Below are 16250 nucleotides of genomic sequence, written 5' to 3' on the forward strand. Positions count from 1 at the left end.
CAGCCTCCTTTTGACGTTAACGTCAACGTTATTCGAAGTTCGATCGCAACTCAAGCTGCGCTTTCAAACGGCGGTTTTGCTTTCCATGCAAACAGTTGTCCGCATGCTTCCGCCTGCTTATAACAGTGAAACGATGGTTCGATGAAGGCGGCGCAAGCCCGAGCCTTCTCAACAAATGGCGCGGGCGCCGAAGGGAGAGTTGCGGATGATCGAGGACGGCAAGATTTTCATCGGCGCGAGCCGCAATCCCGACGATAGCATCAACAAGCCGGAATATCTCGACCTGAAATTCGGCAATCGCCACGGCCTCGTCACCGGCGCCACCGGCACCGGCAAGACGGTGACGCTGCAAGTGCTGGCGGAAGGCTTTTCGCGGGCCGGCGTGCCGGTGTTTGCGGCCGACATCAAGGGCGATCTTTCCGGCATCGCCGCCAAGGGCGAACCCAAGGACTTCCTCACGAAACGGGCCGAGCAGATCGGCTTTGCCGACTATGAATTCGACCTGTTTCCGGTGATCTTCTGGGATCTGTTCGGCCAGAAGGGCCACAGGGTACGCACCACCGTCGCCGAGATGGGGCCGCTGCTGCTCTCCCGACTGATGGATGCCTCCGAACCGCAGGAAGGCGTCATCAACATCGCCTTCAAGATCGCCGACCAGGCCGGGCTGCCGCTGCTCGACCTTAAGGATTTCACCTCGCTGCTCAACTATATGGGCGAGAACGCCACTGCGCTTTCTACCCAGTACGGGTTGATCTCCAAGGCCTCGGTCGGCTCGATCCAGCGGGCGCTGCTCGTTCTCGAACAGCAGGGTGCGGAGCATTTCTTCGGCGAGCCGGCGTTGAAGATCACGGACATCATGCGCACCAGCAATAACGGCTATGGCCAGATCTCGGTGCTTGCCGCCGACAAGCTGATGATGAACCCGCGCCTTTACGCCACCTTCCTGCTCTGGCTGCTGTCGGAGCTGTTCGAGGAACTGCCGGAGGTCGGCGATCCCGACAAGCCGAAGCTGGTCTTCTTCTTCGACGAAGCGCATCTGCTCTTCAACGATGCACCGAAGGTCTTGGTCGAGCGCGTCGAGCAGGTGGTGCGGCTGATCCGCTCCAAGGGTGTCGGCGTCTATTTCGTGACGCAGAACCCGCTCGACGTGCCGGAAACGGTGCTCGCCCAGCTCGGCAACCGCGCCCAGCATGCGTTGCGCGCCTATTCGCCGCGCGAGCAAAAGGCGGTGAAGACGGCCGCCGAGACCTTCCGCCCGAACCCTGCCTTCGACTGCGCCACCGTCATCACCAATCTCGGTACCGGCGAGGCGCTGGTCTCGACGCTGGAAGCCAAGGGCGCGCCATCGATCGTCGAGCGCACGCTGATCCGGCCGCCGTCCGGCCGCGTGGGCCCGCTGACCGACAGCGAACGCCAGCAGGTCATGGACAGGAGCCCGGTTCTCGGGATCTATGACGAAGACGTCGACCGTGAATCCGCCTTCGAAATGCTTGCGGCGCGCGCTAAAAAGGCGGCGGAAGCCGAGGCCGCCAAGCGCGCGCAGGAAGAAGCGGCAGAGCAGCCAGGCACGACCTCCGGCTGGAACCTGCCGGGTTTCGGCGGCGATGACGACAACCGCCAGGGCCACGGGCAGTCGCGCGGCCGATCGGGCTACCAGCGGGAAACGGTGGTCGAAGCGGCGATGAAGAGCGTCGCGCGAACGGTCGCTACCCAGGTCGGTCGGGCATTGGTGCGCGGGATATTGGGGAGCTTGAAGCGGTAGAGTCCGCGCCGAGCCCCATCCGACCTTCGGGCCACTTCTCCCCGAGGGGAGAAGGGGACGTGCCGCGACCTCCTCTCTGTGCTTCGAAAGACGGGTGAGACGCGAGGTTCACCCGCGTCGATGCCGGAAGGCTGATGAGGGGGCGCCGAATTCCCATTCCTTTGCCCCGGTATAAGGCTGGCACGATCGCGACCACCCTGAATACCTGCCCTGCCTTGAACCTTGGGCCTTTCTTCCCTAAATTCCCCGCCATCGACCATTTCAACAGGATGTGTGCCGCAATGGATTTCAACTCGATCGCAATGCCAATTCGCCTTGCCAACGGGGAAATCCATAACCATGCCTGCATCCATCACTCTCTCGCAAATTTCCTGGGCCACGCCTGAGGGGCGGCCGCTTTTCTCCGATCTCGATTTAAGTTTCGGCAGAGACCGCAGCGGTCTCGTCGGGCGCAACGGCGTCGGCAAGACGACGCTGCTGAAGCTTGTCACCGGCGATATCAGGCCGCTTTCCGGATCGATATCAATCAATGGCAGCCTCGGGGTGCTGCGCCAGAGCGTTCAGGTCGCGGCTGACGAAACCATCGCCGATCTCTTCGGCGTGGCCGCCGCGCTCAAGCTTCTGCGTCGTGCCGAAGCCGGCGAGGCAACGGCCGACGAGCTTGCCTCGGCGGACTGGTCGCTGGAGGCCCGCATCGCCGCCGCGCTCAACCGAACCGGACTCGACGCGGAGCCGCAAACGCTGCTTGCCGCACTCTCCGGCGGGCAGCGTACACGGGCCGCGCTTGCCGCGCTCATCTTCAGCGAGCCGGATTTCCTGCTGCTCGACGAACCCACAAACAATCTCGACCGAAAGGGCCGCGAGGCCGTCATCGCGTTGATTTCAGGCTGGCGTGCCGGCGCCGTCATCGTCAGCCATGACCGGGAATTGCTTGAAAGCGTCGATCAGATCGTTGAACTGACCTCGCTCGGCGCGACGCGTTACGGCGGCAACTGGAGCCATTATCGCGAGCGCAAGGCGCTGGAGCTTACGGCAGCCGAACATGACCTCGCCGATGCCGAAAAGCGCATGGCCGAGGTCGCAAGGAAGACGCAGGCGACGGTGGAACGCCAGGCGCACCGGGACAGCGCCGGGCGGAAGAAGGCGGCCAAGGGCGGCATCCCCCGCATCCTGCTCGGCGGCATGAAGGAGCGGAGCGAGACGACCGGCGGCGACAATGCCCGGCTGGCCGAACGCCGGCGCACTGAGGCGCTGGAGGAAGCAAAAGCGGCGCGCGAGAAGATCGAGATCCTGCAGCCGCTATCGATGAGCCTGCCGCCGACGGGGCTGCCCGCCAGCAAGGTCGTGCTGAAGATGGAGGCCGTGACGGCGGGCTATCGGCCGGGAGATGCCGTCATCCGCGATCTCTCCTTCGATGTGACGGGGCCGGAACGGATCGCCCTCACCGGCCGCAACGGTTCAGGCAAGACGACGCTGCTGGCGCTTGTAACCGGTGCGTTGAAACCCTGGGCCGGCACGGTCGCCGTGATGACCGGCTTTGCAATGCTCGATCAGAAGGTCAGCCTTCTCGATCCGTCGGCCTCGATCCGCGATAATTTTCGCCGGATCAATCCGCTTTCCGATGAAAACACCTGCCGCGCCGCGCTTGCCCGCTTCATGTTCCGGGCCGATGCGGCGCTGCAGACGGTCTCGACGCTGAGCGGCGGGCAATTGCTGCGCGCCGGCCTTGCCTGCACGCTCGGCGCCACGCCGCCGCCGCTCCTGATCCTCGACGAGCCGACCAACCATCTCGACATCGACTCGATATCGGCGGTCGAGGCTGGTCTCAGCGCCTATGACGGGGCTCTGCTGGTCGTCAGCCATGACGAAAGGTTTCTTGAGAGCATCGGGATAGAGCGGCGGCTGGAACTGGCTGGCGGTGATGCAGTGAGTTAGGTGGCACCCTCAAACCTCCCTCATCCTGAGGCGCGTAGGCCAAAGGCCGGAGCCTCGAAGGACACGCTCCAATGCTGCTCTTTGCAGCCATCGGCGTCAGCGCACCCGCCTCGTCCTTCGAGGCCCCTGCGGGGCACCTCAGGATGAGGCTCTCGTGGGACGGCGCATCTGTCACGCCCGCAGTTATGAGCGCGGCATCCGCCAACGTCCCTCATGCTGAGGTGCGAAGCCCAAAGGGCGTAGCCTCGAAGCACTCTGCAACACTGCTTTCTTGCATCCTCAATGGACGGTAGTGGCAATCAGTGAACGGTGGCGGTTTTCCCGTTCTGCCTCGATCAGTTCGAGGCGGTATTGACGCAGATCGACCACGGTCGCGGCAATGCTGGCGACATCTTCCGGGCTGAAGCGGGCCGCGAGCGCGGCGGCAACCTCCCCACCGTCAATGACGATATCGATGGAAGGCCGCCTCGTTGGCAGGGACATGATACGTGATGTTCCATGCAAGCTTCAGCGCCCCGACAGCGGAAACCCCGTCACCACTTACTTCCGCCAGATCGGCCAGCCTTCGCAGATCAGCGATGATGCTCCGACGGCTGCCCCAAGGCATTTTTGCCTTTCGGGCCTGCCATCAAGTCTTCGCTCAATCTCGATTGCTCCACTAGCCCGTTTCGCCATGAAAAGGCTTCATCTCGCTAGTTCGAAAGCGATGCCATACTTGCAATACATAACGCATTCAACCTATGAAAGCGGCGGCTTAAAGGAGAAGGGCATGACTATGGAAGAGGCGATCGGGCATCGTGCAGCCCAAAAGTGGAGCCTTTGGAGAAGTGCCAATATTGGCATTGGCGTTAGTGCTGCCGCCTTGTTACTTCAGGTCGCGAACGGTCGAGGCTTTGAATTAGCAAGCTACGCCCACACTCGGAGTGCGGAAACGATTAGCGCTTTAGGTGGGCAGGTTCTCGCCGCTCCACTATTATTTGTTGTGATTGCAGCCATACGAAACGTTTTCAAAAGGGGGCAAGCTAAGTCGAACGCAAGTGCCATTCGGGGGGCAATCACGTTCGCGGCGGTCTTTGTCACAATTTTCGTCGGCCTTTTTACCTACGGAGAGCTTGTGTTCTCTCGCGACGAAGCAATCGATGGCGAAGCTCGAAAATCATTCATAGCTGACACCCAGTTTGCGTGCATTCAGAAGCAGGTCTCACTCAACCAAGCTATTACCCAGCAGCAAATCCAAACCTATTGCACCTGTATGACCGAGAAAATGGCCGACACCACGACGTACAAACAATTGGGCACCGAACTGGCTGGCAAAGCCCTTGCGGATCTGCAGCAAAAGGTTGGAGCAATAAGTAACCTTTGCCGCCAATGACTTCTGAACGGCGAAATGCTGGTGCAGATATGGTGAGCCATTGTGACGCTTCTGGGCACGACCCGCTCCTGATCCTCGGCGAGCCGACCAACCATCTCGACATCGACTCGATCGCTGCGGTCGAGGCCGGGCTGCGTGCTTATGACGGGGCGCTCATCGTCGTCAGCCATGACGAGACGTTTGTCGAAAGTATCGGAATAGAGCGGCGGCTGGAATTGGCTGCCAGTGTGGGTGGGTGATTTTAGGGGGGAGCAGCGCTGCCTCCCGCCAGCGACACCTCTCCATTCCCTCCGCCTTTCGGGAGGCGCGGCACCCACCAACCTCCCTCATCCTGAGGCGCGCAGGCCGAAGGCCGGAGCCTCGAAGGACACGCTCCGACGCTGCTTCTTGCAGCCATCGGCGCCAGCGCACCCGCCCCGTCCTTCGAGGCCCCTGCGGGGCACCTCAGGATGAGGCTCTCTTGGGCGCCGCACCGGCGATTCTCTTGCCTCTTTTTGCCGGCAATGGTATTTCCATCCTGCAACCCATTCGAGAAAGGAGGATCACGCTATGCAAACTTACTTCCGGCATCATCGCCAGCGTGGTCCCGTCGACGCCCTGCAAATGCGTTTGCAGGGCTGACCAGAGACCGTTTCTCGACATCTCTTCCTGGTCTGCCCTTCGTGGCCAATGCGGCGCCGTCTCCGAGCTGCGCGCGCATTTCTGTAACGTCCCGGGCCTGAAAGGCGCAATTCCGTGATGGCTGATGCCCCGGATGCCCCGCTCCCGGTCAAGACCAGAGAACGATCATGACACTCATCACTATCCGCAACCTCGGCGTGACGCTGGGCAACCCGTTGTTTTCTAAGTTTAATCTCGTCGTCAATGCCGGCGACCGCATCGGTCTCGTCGCTGCCAACGGGCGGGGAAAATCGACGCTGCTTGCCTGCATCACCGGCGCGCTCGAGCCGAGCGAGGGGGAGATCACCAAGGCGCGCGGGTTGACCATCGGCCATGTCGCCCAGAATGTGCCGGCCGCCCTTTTCGACACGGCGTTTTACGATGCGGTGCTGCAGGCTCTGCCGGCCGACCAGGCCGAAAGCGAGAGCTGGCGCGTCGACGTCGTGCTGGAATCGCTCGAGGTGCCGGAGGCCATGCGGCGACGGCCGCTGCAGCAGTTGAGCGGCGGCTGGCAGCGGCTCGCCATGCTGGCCCGTGCCTGGGTCGGCGAGCCCGACGTACTTCTGCTCGACGAGCCGACCAACCATCTCGATCTGGAAAAGATCGCGCAGCTGGAAAGCTGGCTGAATGCGCTGCCGCGCGACGTGCCGGTGATCCTTTCCAGCCATGACCGCGCCTTCCTCGATGCGACGACCAACCGGACTCTGTTCCTGCGGCCCGACCAATCGCCGGTCTTTGCCCTCCCCTATTCCAGGGCGCGCGCCGCCCTCGACGAGGCCGACGCCGCCGAAGCGCGACGCTACGAGCGCGATATGAAGACGGCGGAACAGCTGCGCAAGCAGGCCGCCAAGCTCAACAATATCGGCATCAATTCCGGCAGCGACCTGCTCGTCGTCAAGACGAAGCAGTTGAAACAGCGGGCGGAGAAGCTGGAGGATGCGGCAAAACCAGCGCATCTGGAGCGCTCGGCCGGCGCCATCCGGCTTACCAACCGCGGTACGCATGCCAAGGTGCTGGTGACGCTGGAGGATGCGGTGGTGACGACGCCGGATGAAACGCTGCTGTTCAGGACCGGCCGGCAATTTATCCGCCAGGGTGACCGGATCGTGCTCCTCGGCCTCAACGGCGCCGGCAAGTCGCGGCTGGTGACGATACTGAAGCAGGCGATCGAACGGCCGGAGGCGGCGCCAGGCGGGATCAAAGCGACGCCGTCGCTGGTTCTCGGCTATGGCGACCAGGCGCTCGCCGATCTTGCCGACGGCGACACGCCGATCGGCACGATCATCCGCCGCTTCGATGTCGGCGACCACAGGGCGCGGGCGCTGCTCGCCGGAGCCGGCATGACGATCGACATGCAGGCCAAACCGATCGGCCAGCTTTCCGGCGGCCAGAAGGCGCGGCTCGGCATGCTGGTGCTGCGGCTGACGGAGCCGAATTTCTATCTGCTCGACGAGCCGACCAATCACCTCGACATCGAGGGACAGGAAGCGCTCGAAAGCGAGCTGATGGCGCACGAGGCGAGTTGCCTGCTGGTCTCGCACGACCGCAGTTTCGTGCGGGCGGTCGGCAACCGCTTCTGGCTGATCGAGAAGAAGCGGCTGGTGGAAGTGGCGAGCCCGGAAGGGTTCTTTGCTTCGGTGGTGGGGTGATGTGTTGTTGCGTGCCATGTGGCCCCCTCATCCGCCCTCCGGGCACCTTCTCCCCGTTGGGTAGAAGGGGAATCGAGACGTCGCGGCATATCCCTTCTTCCCTCGGGGAGAAGGTGCCGGCAGGCGGATGAGGGGGCCGCTTGCGATCAAAAGTGGATCAACTACCGCTTCGGCGCCACCAGGCAGAAGAAGGCGCCCTGGGGGTCGGTGGCCTGGATGATCCAGCTGCCGCCGGGGACTTCCATCGGGCCGTTGACGACCTTGCCGCCGCCCGAGGTGACGCGTTCGATCGCGGCATCGAGGGTGGGCACGATGAAATAGTAGCACCAGAAGGGCATCGGCATGTTGTCCGGCTTGGTCATCATGCCGCCGGTCTGCCGGCCGCCATGGGCGAAGATGTAGTAGGTGCCCATCGGACCCATGTCCATCTCGCTGTCCTTCGTCCAGCCGAACAGCTTGGAATAGAAGGCGAACGCGTCCTTGCCGTTGCCGGAATAGAGCTCGCGCCAGCCGACATTGCCCGGCGCGTCGAAGGCGAGTTCAGGCCAGGTCTGCTCCATCGGCGCCGGCGTCATGATGCAGATGACGGCGCCGTCCGGATCGGCGACCACGGCGAAGCGGCCGACGGTCGGGATGTCTTCCGGCGGACGGCGGACCGCACCGCCATTGGCGGCGAAATCCTTTGCCGACTGGTCGACATCGTCGACGCTGACATAACCCGTCCAGTTCGGCGGAATGCCCTGGCCTTCGAGTTCGGCCGGGAACTCCATCAGACCGCCAACGCCGATCCCGTTGGCCTGGAAGATCGTATAGGTCGGCATGCCCTCCACCTTCATCTCAGAGGTGGTCCAGCCGACGACGGAGCTGTAGAATTTCGCGGCAGCCGCCGTGTCTGGTGTCATCAATTCGCACCAGATGAACTTTCCATGCGTCTCAGACATTATACTCTCCCTTTGTCGGCGCCCCGTTTCGAGTGCGCCGCGATGGTCAGATCTTGCGGGTGTAATGCGCTTCCATGAACTGCTTCCACGAACCGTCGGCCTGTCTGGCGCTGGAGGTGAAGGTGCGGTGATCTGGGTTGATGAAGGTGATCTGCTCGCGGTAATCGGCCAGACCTTCGCCATTGAAGTCGGGTCCCGTCGTATAGAGGTCGAGCACATTGCCGGAGGCATCGACCTCGCCTTCATAGACCCACATGAAGTCCATCATCGAGCCGATCCAGCTGCCGACATATTTGCCCTTTTCGGCGTTGTAGCCGAGCGTCAGGATCGTCGTGGCCTGCTTGCCGTCGGGCATGCGGCCGTGACCTTCGGCGACGAACCAGATGCCATGCAGCGAGCGGACGGTCTCCGTCCAGTCGTCGCTGCCGCCCATCTCGGGTGCGGTGACGCTCCAGTCGCCGACCAGTCGTTCCAGGAAGGAATGCTCCTTCAGCACTTCAGCCGTCTTCATCATCCTCTTCTCCCTTCAGGTGATGGCGACGCCTATTCTTAGAGCATGGCGTCGTCCGGAAACCGCCCCACGCATTTCGGCATCATGTGCCTGCTCAATGACAGCAGGATGGCGCCGTTTGAGCATCCTCATATTCGTCATGGCGGCGCACGAAATTCATTGTGCCCTGCTCGTTGCGGCCCTTCGGCGCGCGGTCGAGGATCATCAAAGTGCCGATCAGTTCCTCCGGCCCGCGGGCATAACTCGAATAGGTATGGAAGACCTCGCCCTTGTCGTTGCGGTAGAAGGCACTGAGGCCCGGCAGTTCGTCATGGGCCTCGGCCGGCTCAATAGCAGTGAAATTGTAGAAGACCTTGTCTTTGGCAAGATCCTCGGGGCTGAACGAAACGTGATAATCGAAATTGAAATCGCTGCCGAAGGATGACACCCAGGGAAATTTCCACCCCATCCGCCTTTTGTAGGCGGCGATCTTCTCAAGTGGGGCGCGCGAGACGGCTACCCAGGTGACGTCGTGATGGTTGAGATGCGGCAGGGCGCCGTCGACGTGATCCGAGAGGAATGAGCAGCCGGGGCAGCCGGCCTCCCAATCCGGGCCGAGCATGAAATGATAGATCAGCAGCTGGCTGCGGCCGTCGAAGAGATCGGCAAGCGATTTTTTTCCCTCGGGCGTATCGAAGACGTAATCCTTGTCGACCTTCACCCAGGGCAGCGTCATACGGGCGGCGTTGACGCTGTCGCGCAGCTTTGTCGCCTCCTTTTCCTTCAAGAGCAGGGCGCGGCGGGCTTCCAGCCATTGCTCGCGGGAAACAACTTCGTTCTGCATGGAATGCGCCCTCCTCCGGCGCTGCCGGCGAGCCGGCCCATCTCCTTCTGCTTGACTAGAAAGATTGATATCAATATAAAATGGCCATGTCAAATTCGGTTGAAATTCCTTTTTCTACAACGCTGCTGGTGCGCGACACCTGCCTCTGCCTGCATGCGCAGCGAGCGGCGCGGGCGCTGGCCCGGCTGTTCGACGATGCATTGCGACCGGCGGGGCTGACCAACGGGCAGTTTTCACTGATGATGTCGCTGAACCGGCCGGAGCCGCCGCCGATGGGGCCGGTCGCCACCCTGCTCGCCATGGACCAGACGACGCTGACGGCGGCGCTGAAGCCCTTACAGCGCAAGGGCTGGGTGAGCGTGATAGAAAATCCGAAGGACCGGCGCGGCCGGCTGCTCGTGCTCACCGGCGAAGGCAAGACGGTGCTGGCAAGAGCGCTGCCTATCTGGAAAGAGACGCATGCGGCGCTCGACGACAGGCTGCCGGATGGCGGTGCCACGCGGCTGCGGCAGGATTTGCAGGCGGTGTCGGAGATGAGTGGTGAGGCATCGAAGCCGGCCGCTCGCCGCGCCGGCCGAGTTACAGCGCGGGTGATGGCCGAGTAGAGCTAACTGAGCACGCCTCGGATCCGAGAAACCCTTGGTTTCCAGCGATGCGACCAGAGTGTAGGTGCTCGGGTCAAGCCCGAGCACTGACGGAGATTGAGGAGCAGGATTGGCTGGAGGCGAGAGACCTCCCCTTGCTCCGTCGTCCTCGGGCTTGACCCGAGGACCCATGCTGCGAGCACTGCGTTCATGTCAGCAGCAGAAAAGCGACCGCCTCGGCTAAAGCCGAAGGCCGTCGCCGGCAGTTTTGCTGAGCGCGCCTCAATCAGGCGACCGTGACCGGAACTTCGGTCGAAGTGCGCATGGCGTGGCTGTAGGGGCAAACGATGTGAGCTGCCGCGGCAAGCTTTTCGGCGGTTTCGCGGTCGAGGCCGGGGATATTGACGGTCAACGCCACTTCGATGCCGAAGCCGGTGCCGTCTTCGCGCGGGCCAATGCCGACTTTGGCCGAGACCGTCGTGTCTTCGGGAATCTTGACCTTCTGCTGGCCCGCGACAAATTTCAGGGCACCGAGGAAGCAGGCGGAATAGCCGGCAGCGAAGAGCTGTTCGGGATTGGTGCCGGTCGCACCGTCGCCGCCGAGCTCCTTGGGAACGGTCAGCGTCACGTCCAGGACGCCGTTATCGGAAACGGCGCGGCCGGCGCGGCCGCCGGTGGCAGAGGCTTGAGTCGTATAGAGAATAGGCATGACAATCTCCTTTGGTTGGCCCTTCGATCAGGGTTGAATTTTCAATATCGCGCAATTAAATTGCACGCAAGTGAATTTTGCAAATTGCATTTGGGAATCGGAAAGAGGACAATCGGCGCCTTAGAACAGGATGATTTTAGGCCGGCTCGGCCTAAAATCTGAATCCTGCTCTACGTTAAAATGAGAGCATAATGTCGTCCGAAAACCGCTCACACTTTTCGGCCTCATGCTCGGGGATGATGATATGAAAGCGCAAGCGACAAAGACGATCGAAATACCGGAAGAGGAGAAGCGGCTGGAAAAGCAGCTATGTTTCGCCGTCTATGCAACGGCGCATGCCTTCACCCGCGCCTATAAACCGATCCTCGACAGGGTCGGCCTCACCTATCCGCAATATCTGGTGATGCTGGTGTTGTGGGAGCGCAGCGAGCTGCCGGTGAAAACCATCGGCGAACAGCTGGACCTTGATTCCGGCACACTGTCACCGCTGTTGAAACGGTTGGAGCAAAGCGGTCTGATCAAGCGCATCCGCGACCTGCGCGACGAGCGGCAGGTCATCGTGTCGCTGACTCCGAAAGGCCAGGTGATGAAGGGAGAGGTCGATACGATCATGACGGCGATCGGGCAGGCCGCCGGCTGCACGCTGGAGGAGATGGGGCAGATGCGCGACATGCTGCATCGGCTGCGCGGCAATCTCGGCCGGGCCGGCGCCGCCGGCGGCTGAAGCCTCCTGCCCGGGCCTGCTCGCCGAATTACGGCCGCCGCTGAGCGGATTTGGCCGGCGACCTGCGCTTCTTTGCCGGCACCGCTTCCGCTCCGGCTTCCGCCTCTTGCTGCAAACGCATCGCCTTCAGCTTTTCCGTCTTCTTGTCGCGAGCCGAGGCCTCGGCCGCGATGATGGCGCGGGCCGTCTGATCGGTGGTTTCCGCCTTGTCACGGGGTGACAGCTTGGCGGGATTGAAGAATTCTCCCTTGGTGGCAGTCATATACGCCTTTCTCAGGTGCTGGCGATATTGAGCCACGGCCGGGCCGCGATACCGCGGCCGTGATTTCGGGGACGGCCGCGACCCACGGCGGGCCGTGGTTCCACGTTGGCCCGCGGTGTAGCGGCCGGGCCGTGGTTCACGTTGGCCGCGATGCCGCGGCCGGGGATCAGCGGGCGCGGAGAACCTTTTTCGGCGCCGGCAGCAAGCCCTCACGCTGCATCTTCTTGCGGGCAAGCTTGCGCTGGCGACGAATGGCTTCGGCTTTTTCGCGGGCGCGTTTCTCGGAGGGCTTCTCGAAGGCGCTGCGCGCTTTCATTTCCCGGAACAGACCTTCCCGCTGCATCTTTTTCTTGAGCACGCGCAGTGCCTGATCGACGTTGTTATCCCTGACGAGTACCTGCAAGATGATATCCTTTCTTCGGCGGCGACGCCGCACTGTCCATAATAAAACGCGGGACTATTTCCCAATCCTGATGCTCGAAAGTTTGAGCCAGGACCCGGCGCCGTCCGACTTGGCCACCGCCTCGGGGGACGCCTCACATGGTGATTTCCCGGTGTCAATGTCGGCCTCGGTGATGCGGCGTTCGAAATTCTCGGCGTCAAACCGGACGCGATATTGCACATGCCCGTGGTCGTTGGGCAGAATGCTGGCGATTCGGCATCGCTTCTCGGCTTTCGCGGTGCGCGTGAGGCCGGATTTCAGCACGATCGTGTCGCCGACTTTGTAGTTTGGCCTGCCCATTGCAGTGTCCCTCAACTCTTCGGCTGTTCAATTGGTCAATCAAAGACCGCGATCAAAGCAAAAAGGCCGGGCGCGGACCCGACCTCTTCCCGTCACTCAGCCTATCCGCCGCCACTGGTGGTCGGCCCGCCGCCACTGGTGGTCGGCTCGCTGCCAGTACATCCGTGGTCAGCGTGCCGCCATATCGATGATCGGCGGAGGCGAATGACAAATCATGCAGCCTGCAGGTTGTCGGCGGCGTTCTTGCCCGAGCGCTTGTCGCGAACGAGGTCGTAACGGACCTTCTGACCTTCGGTGAGTTCGCGCATGCCGGCGCGTTCGACTGCCGAAATATGGACGAAAACGTCCGTGGAACCGTCATCGGGCTGGATGAAGCCGAAACCCTTGGTACCGTTGAACCACTTGACGACGCCTGAATTCATAACGATCTCCTTTCAACCGTTTGTGTGCGCCCGGGACGGATGTCCGCGGGCAATATCGATGTTGAGACGAGATCTGACGAAGCGCTCTTGGCGCATGGACAAAGGTCACAAGCAAAATTCGATAGGCACCATGTAGGCCTTTTGTCGAATTAAGCAATGCTAAATCAGAAATAAAACTTTTCCGAGCGGGGAATTGGCAGGCGAAAGAGAAGCAGGGGCGGCCGGCCGGCGGCCGCCCCGGCGGCATCATTGCCAGACGACGATCGGCGCCTTCGTCGGAACGCGATCGTAGAGATCGATGATATCCTGGTTCAGCAGCCGGACACAGCCCGAGGAGACGGCCTTGCCAATCGAGCGCCAATCGGGATTGCCGTGCAGGCGGTAGAGCGTGTCCTCGCCGTTCGAGAAGATATAGAGCGCGCGAGCGCCGAGCGGGTTCTTCAGGCCCGGCTCCATGCCGCCGTTCTCGATCGAGTATTTGACCAGTTCCGGCTGGCGGGCGACCATCTCGTTCGGCGGCTTCCAACGCGGCCATTTCTGACGCCACTGGATGACGCCCGACCCCTGCCAGGCGAAACCCTCGCGGCCGATGCCGACGCCGTAGCGCATCGCCATGCCGTCGGCCTGGACGAGATAGAGGAAGCGAGACGGCGTATCGACGACGATAGTGCCGGGTGGCTGGCCGGTGGGGTCGAGGACACGCTGACGATAATAGCGCGGATCGATCTCTTCATAGGGAACGGCGGGAATGAGGAAGCCACCGTCCTCGACCGGGCCGTACATGACGGCAAGCTCGGCGCCGCTCGGGACGCTCGACGCTCCCGGCGATTGGAACAGGCGCATGGGCGAACGGTAGATGATCGAGGTATCGCCCGATGTCACGGTGTTGGCGGAGGAGGCGCAGCCGGTGAGCGCGGAGGCCGCCGTCAGAGCCGAAAGGGAAAGGAAGCTACGGCGGGAAAGATGTCTATCGGAACTCATGACGCGGGACTGATTTCCTTTTGATGCGGGAATCCTGGAATAACGACATAAGGAAATCTATCGGCTTGCGCCAAATAAACCATAGCTTCACGCAGACGTGTTCCTGATGGAGCCGACGATATGGGCAGCGCTGTTGCAGCGCTACATCACAACGATCTCGGCCTTGGCTGGAAGGCGATCATAGAGATCGACGACGTCCTGGTTCAGCATGCGCACGCAGCCGGAGGATGTGGCCTTGCCGATCGACTGCCAGTCTGGAGTGCCGTGGATGCGATAGAGCGTATCCTGCCCGTCCTTGAAGATATACATGGCGCGCGCGCCGAGCGGGTTCTGCAGCCCCGGATTCATGCCGCCGTTTTCGGCGGAAAAAGCGCGAACATCGGGCTGGCGCGAGACCATTTCGGCCGGCGGCGTCCAGCGCGGCCATTTCTGCTTCCACTGGACGACGCCGCGGCCCGACCAAGCGTAACCGTCGCGGCCGAGACCGACGCCATAGCGCATCGCCTTGCCGCCCGCCTCGACGAAATAAAGGAAACGCGCCTTGGTATCGACGACGACGGTGCCGGGGCGCTCGGTCGTCTGATAATCGACCTCCTGGCGCAGGAATTGCGGCTGCATGCGGCTGACCGGGATCGGCGGCAGGGTGAAATCCTCGTCGCGCAGCTCGCCATACATCGCCGCATGCACCGGATTGGTGACCGGCAGGCCATAGGTCTGGTGGAACTGGGTCTTGTAAAGCTCGCGCGTCTGCGGCACCGGCTGGTCAGGGATGGGCCGCACCCGGCGCGGATCGACGCCGGGCGGCTGGTAAAAGACCGGCGAGGTTTCCTGAACGAAGCGGGCGGGCGAATCGGCGGCGACATCGGGAATGAGGATGTTGCAGCCGCTGAGCGGCGCTACAGCAATCATAAGCCCGGCAATCGGAAAAACCCGGCGCATAAAATTCATGGGACCACCCTTATCAACGATCGGCGAGACGGCGATACTGCCGGAAGGATGGCATGCTCGGCTGGCGCGAGGCTGGCGTTGGGGTGGGAAAGACCAAGTCGAGCAAAATGATAAACCCGCCGCCAGGATCGGCGACGGCGAGCTCATGCGTAATCAATCGTCCATTATGCTCCGGCAGCCTTGCCGGCATCGGCAGAGCTTACGCCGCTACTCCGTGGAAGAAGCGGATGCTCTGTTCGATCTCAGCCGGCAGCGCCGAGGTGTGGTTGCCGGCGACGGTGTCGGTTTCGATATGAATGCCGGCGGCGCGGGCGCGGCGGGCGAGCAGATCGGCGCGGTCGTTGAAATGCGGCTCTTCGGTGCCGTGAAGCACCCGGATGGGGCATTTGAAGCTGTGGGCGTAACAGAGCGCCGAACGCACCTCGAATTCATGCGCATTGCTGTCGTCGAAGCGGATGTCCTGAGGATAGCGGCTGAAGAAGCGGAAGGCGTTCGGATTGCCGGAAATCGGCGCGGCGGCGCGGAACTTATGGGTGCTCATCGCCGTCAGCATGGTCAGCGTGCCGCCGATACTGTGGCCGGCGATGAACAGGCGCTGGGGATCGACGCCCGGCAGATGCGCCAGGCGCTCGGCGGCGGCGAGAACGTCATCGACCTCGTCGTAAAAGCCGGAGAAATTGCCCCTCTGGCCGTTTTCGCCGCGCAGCGACGGCATCATCACGACATAACCGGCATCCATATAGGGCTTCATCAACTGCCAGTGGCCGGTCCCCATGGCATTGCCGCCGTGCAGGAATAGCACGGCCGGCTTGGCCGCGTGCTCGCGCTTGTATTTCGACACCCAGGCGACCAGTTCCAGCTCGCCGCCATAGCCGGAGCGGTAGAAGATCTTCTCGGCGTCGGCAGGCGCAGTCAGCGATTCGTATTTATCGGGCGCTGGGCCCTTCTGCAGGAGCTTCGTGCGGAAGTGGCGGCGGACCTCGGCGTAATCGTGCTTGGCAAGGCGCGGCTCGTCCGGCACGTCGAAAGCGGCCGCCACGCGCGGCAGGACGAGCGCGCCGGCAAGACCCGCCAGCACGGCACGGCGTTGCCGGAAAAAGCAATTTTGTTCATGCGAGCTCATGACGCAGCACCCAAATCATTTCCCCGGCCCGCAAGATTTGCACCGGAAACCGCGCTGCCGCCAAGACACATACTGTTGAAAATATCGCCCTGCGTCATTGTT

The 16250-nt window shown here is 62.2% G+C and carries 18 protein-coding genes and 1 pseudogene; 7 read left to right on the forward strand and 12 right to left on the reverse strand.

Annotated elements, in window-relative coordinates:
* Nucleotides 1–205: 205 nt before the first annotated feature.
* Both GGI60_RS29085 and GGI60_RS29090 read left to right on the forward strand, forming a co-directional pair.
* A complete protein-coding gene (locus GGI60_RS29085) occupies nt 206–1762 on the forward strand; it encodes a helicase HerA-like C-terminal domain-containing protein (RefSeq protein WP_183919812.1) in 1557 nt (518 codons plus the stop codon).
* 339 nt (nt 1763–2101) lie between these two features.
* Nucleotides 2102–3697, forward strand: coding sequence for an ABC-F family ATP-binding cassette domain-containing protein (locus GGI60_RS29090; protein ID WP_183919814.1), 1596 nt, complete (start codon nt 2102–2104; stop codon nt 3695–3697).
* Between the two features lie 279 nt (nt 3698–3976).
* Here GGI60_RS29090 and GGI60_RS32275 read toward each other — a convergent pair whose 3' ends face one another.
* Nucleotides 3977–4180, reverse strand: coding sequence for a hypothetical protein (locus GGI60_RS32275; protein WP_246720517.1), 204 nt, complete (start codon nt 4178–4180; stop codon nt 3977–3979).
* Here GGI60_RS32275 and GGI60_RS29100 point away from each other — a divergent pair.
* From GGI60_RS29100 to GGI60_RS29110, 3 genes and pseudogenes are all read left to right on the forward strand, one after another.
* Nucleotides 4179–5069 (forward strand): hypothetical protein, encoded by an 891-nt coding sequence (locus GGI60_RS29100; protein ID WP_246720518.1) that lies wholly within the window; start codon nt 4179–4181, stop codon nt 5067–5069. The two genes, GGI60_RS32275 and GGI60_RS29100, sit on opposite strands and share 2 nt — an antisense overlap.
* 62 nt (nt 5070–5131) lie before the next feature.
* Nucleotides 5132–5308 (forward strand): annotated as a pseudogene (locus GGI60_RS29105) (ABC transporter ATP-binding protein); the annotation flags it as partial.
* Nucleotides 5309–5857: 549 nt separating this feature from the next.
* The gene (locus tag GGI60_RS29110) at nt 5858–7378 is read left to right on the forward strand and encodes an ABC-F family ATP-binding cassette domain-containing protein (RefSeq protein WP_183919819.1); all 1521 of its coding nucleotides are present in this window, start codon (nt 5858–5860) and stop codon (nt 7376–7378) included.
* Between the two features lie 161 nt (nt 7379–7539).
* Here the strand turns inward: GGI60_RS29110 and GGI60_RS29115 are convergent, their stop codons facing one another.
* The 3 genes from GGI60_RS29115 to GGI60_RS29125 all read right to left on the reverse strand — a co-directional run bounded on the left by GGI60_RS29115 (nt 7540) and on the right by GGI60_RS29125 (nt 9653).
* Entirely contained in the window at nt 7540–8319 is a 780-nt protein-coding gene (locus GGI60_RS29115; RefSeq protein WP_183919821.1) for a VOC family protein, read from the reverse strand.
* 46 nt (nt 8320–8365) lie between these two features.
* A complete protein-coding gene (locus GGI60_RS29120; protein ID WP_097608535.1) occupies nt 8366–8833 on the reverse strand; it encodes a DUF1579 domain-containing protein in 468 nt (155 codons plus the stop codon).
* Between the two features lie 91 nt (nt 8834–8924).
* Nucleotides 8925–9653 carry a thioredoxin family protein gene (locus GGI60_RS29125; protein ID WP_183919823.1) on the reverse strand — a complete coding sequence of 243 codons (729 nt, stop codon included), beginning with the start codon at nt 9651–9653 and terminating at the stop codon, nt 8925–8927.
* Between the two features lie 86 nt (nt 9654–9739).
* Here GGI60_RS29125 and GGI60_RS29130 point away from each other — a divergent pair, with 86 nt between their 5' ends.
* Nucleotides 9740–10258 carry a MarR family winged helix-turn-helix transcriptional regulator gene (locus GGI60_RS29130; RefSeq protein WP_183919825.1) on the forward strand — a complete coding sequence of 173 codons (519 nt, stop codon included), beginning with the start codon at nt 9740–9742 and terminating at the stop codon, nt 10256–10258.
* Nucleotides 10259–10523: 265 nt separating this feature from the next.
* Here GGI60_RS29130 and GGI60_RS29135 read toward each other — a convergent pair whose 3' ends face one another.
* Entirely contained in the window at nt 10524–10946 is a 423-nt protein-coding gene (locus GGI60_RS29135; RefSeq protein ID WP_183919827.1) for an organic hydroperoxide resistance protein, read from the reverse strand.
* A gap of 244 nt (nt 10947–11190) precedes the next feature.
* On the opposite strand from GGI60_RS29135, the gene GGI60_RS29140 reads away from it, so the two are divergent.
* The gene (locus GGI60_RS29140) at nt 11191–11670 is read left to right on the forward strand and encodes a MarR family winged helix-turn-helix transcriptional regulator (protein ID WP_183919829.1); all 480 of its coding nucleotides are present in this window, start codon (nt 11191–11193) and stop codon (nt 11668–11670) included.
* A 28-nt stretch (nt 11671–11698) separates the two neighbouring features.
* Here GGI60_RS29140 and GGI60_RS29145 read toward each other — a convergent pair whose 3' ends face one another.
* From GGI60_RS29145 to GGI60_RS29175, 7 genes are all read right to left on the reverse strand, one after another.
* The gene (locus GGI60_RS29145) at nt 11699–11932 is read right to left on the reverse strand and encodes a hypothetical protein (protein WP_183919831.1); all 234 of its coding nucleotides are present in this window, start codon (nt 11930–11932) and stop codon (nt 11699–11701) included.
* A 166-nt stretch (nt 11933–12098) separates the two neighbouring features.
* On the reverse strand, nt 12099–12335 hold the full coding sequence (gene rpsU / locus GGI60_RS29150; protein ID WP_009996690.1) for a 30S ribosomal protein S21: 237 nt from the start codon (nt 12333–12335) through the stop codon (nt 12099–12101).
* 54 nt (nt 12336–12389) lie between these two features.
* Nucleotides 12390–12674, reverse strand: coding sequence for a cold-shock protein (locus GGI60_RS29155; protein WP_097582792.1), 285 nt, complete (start codon nt 12672–12674; stop codon nt 12390–12392).
* A gap of 212 nt (nt 12675–12886) precedes the next feature.
* Nucleotides 12887–13096 carry a cold-shock protein gene (locus GGI60_RS29160; RefSeq protein ID WP_004676036.1) on the reverse strand — a complete coding sequence of 70 codons (210 nt, stop codon included), beginning with the start codon at nt 13094–13096 and terminating at the stop codon, nt 12887–12889.
* Nucleotides 13097–13342: 246 nt separating this feature from the next.
* The gene (locus GGI60_RS29165; protein WP_183919833.1) at nt 13343–14077 is read right to left on the reverse strand and encodes a L,D-transpeptidase; all 735 of its coding nucleotides are present in this window, start codon (nt 14075–14077) and stop codon (nt 13343–13345) included.
* 141 nt (nt 14078–14218) lie between these two features.
* A complete protein-coding gene (locus GGI60_RS29170) occupies nt 14219–15025 on the reverse strand; it encodes a L,D-transpeptidase (protein ID WP_183919835.1) in 807 nt (268 codons plus the stop codon).
* A 199-nt stretch (nt 15026–15224) separates the two neighbouring features.
* Nucleotides 15225–16148: an alpha/beta hydrolase family protein gene (locus GGI60_RS29175; protein ID WP_183919837.1), complete on the reverse strand. Its 924-nt coding sequence runs from the start codon at nt 16146–16148 to the stop codon at nt 15225–15227.
* Between the last annotated feature and the right edge of the window lie 102 nt (nt 16149–16250).

This window comes from Rhizobium lentis, assembly GCF_014200175.1.
GTDB classification, from domain to species: domain Bacteria; phylum Pseudomonadota; class Alphaproteobacteria; order Rhizobiales; family Rhizobiaceae; genus Rhizobium; species Rhizobium mulingense.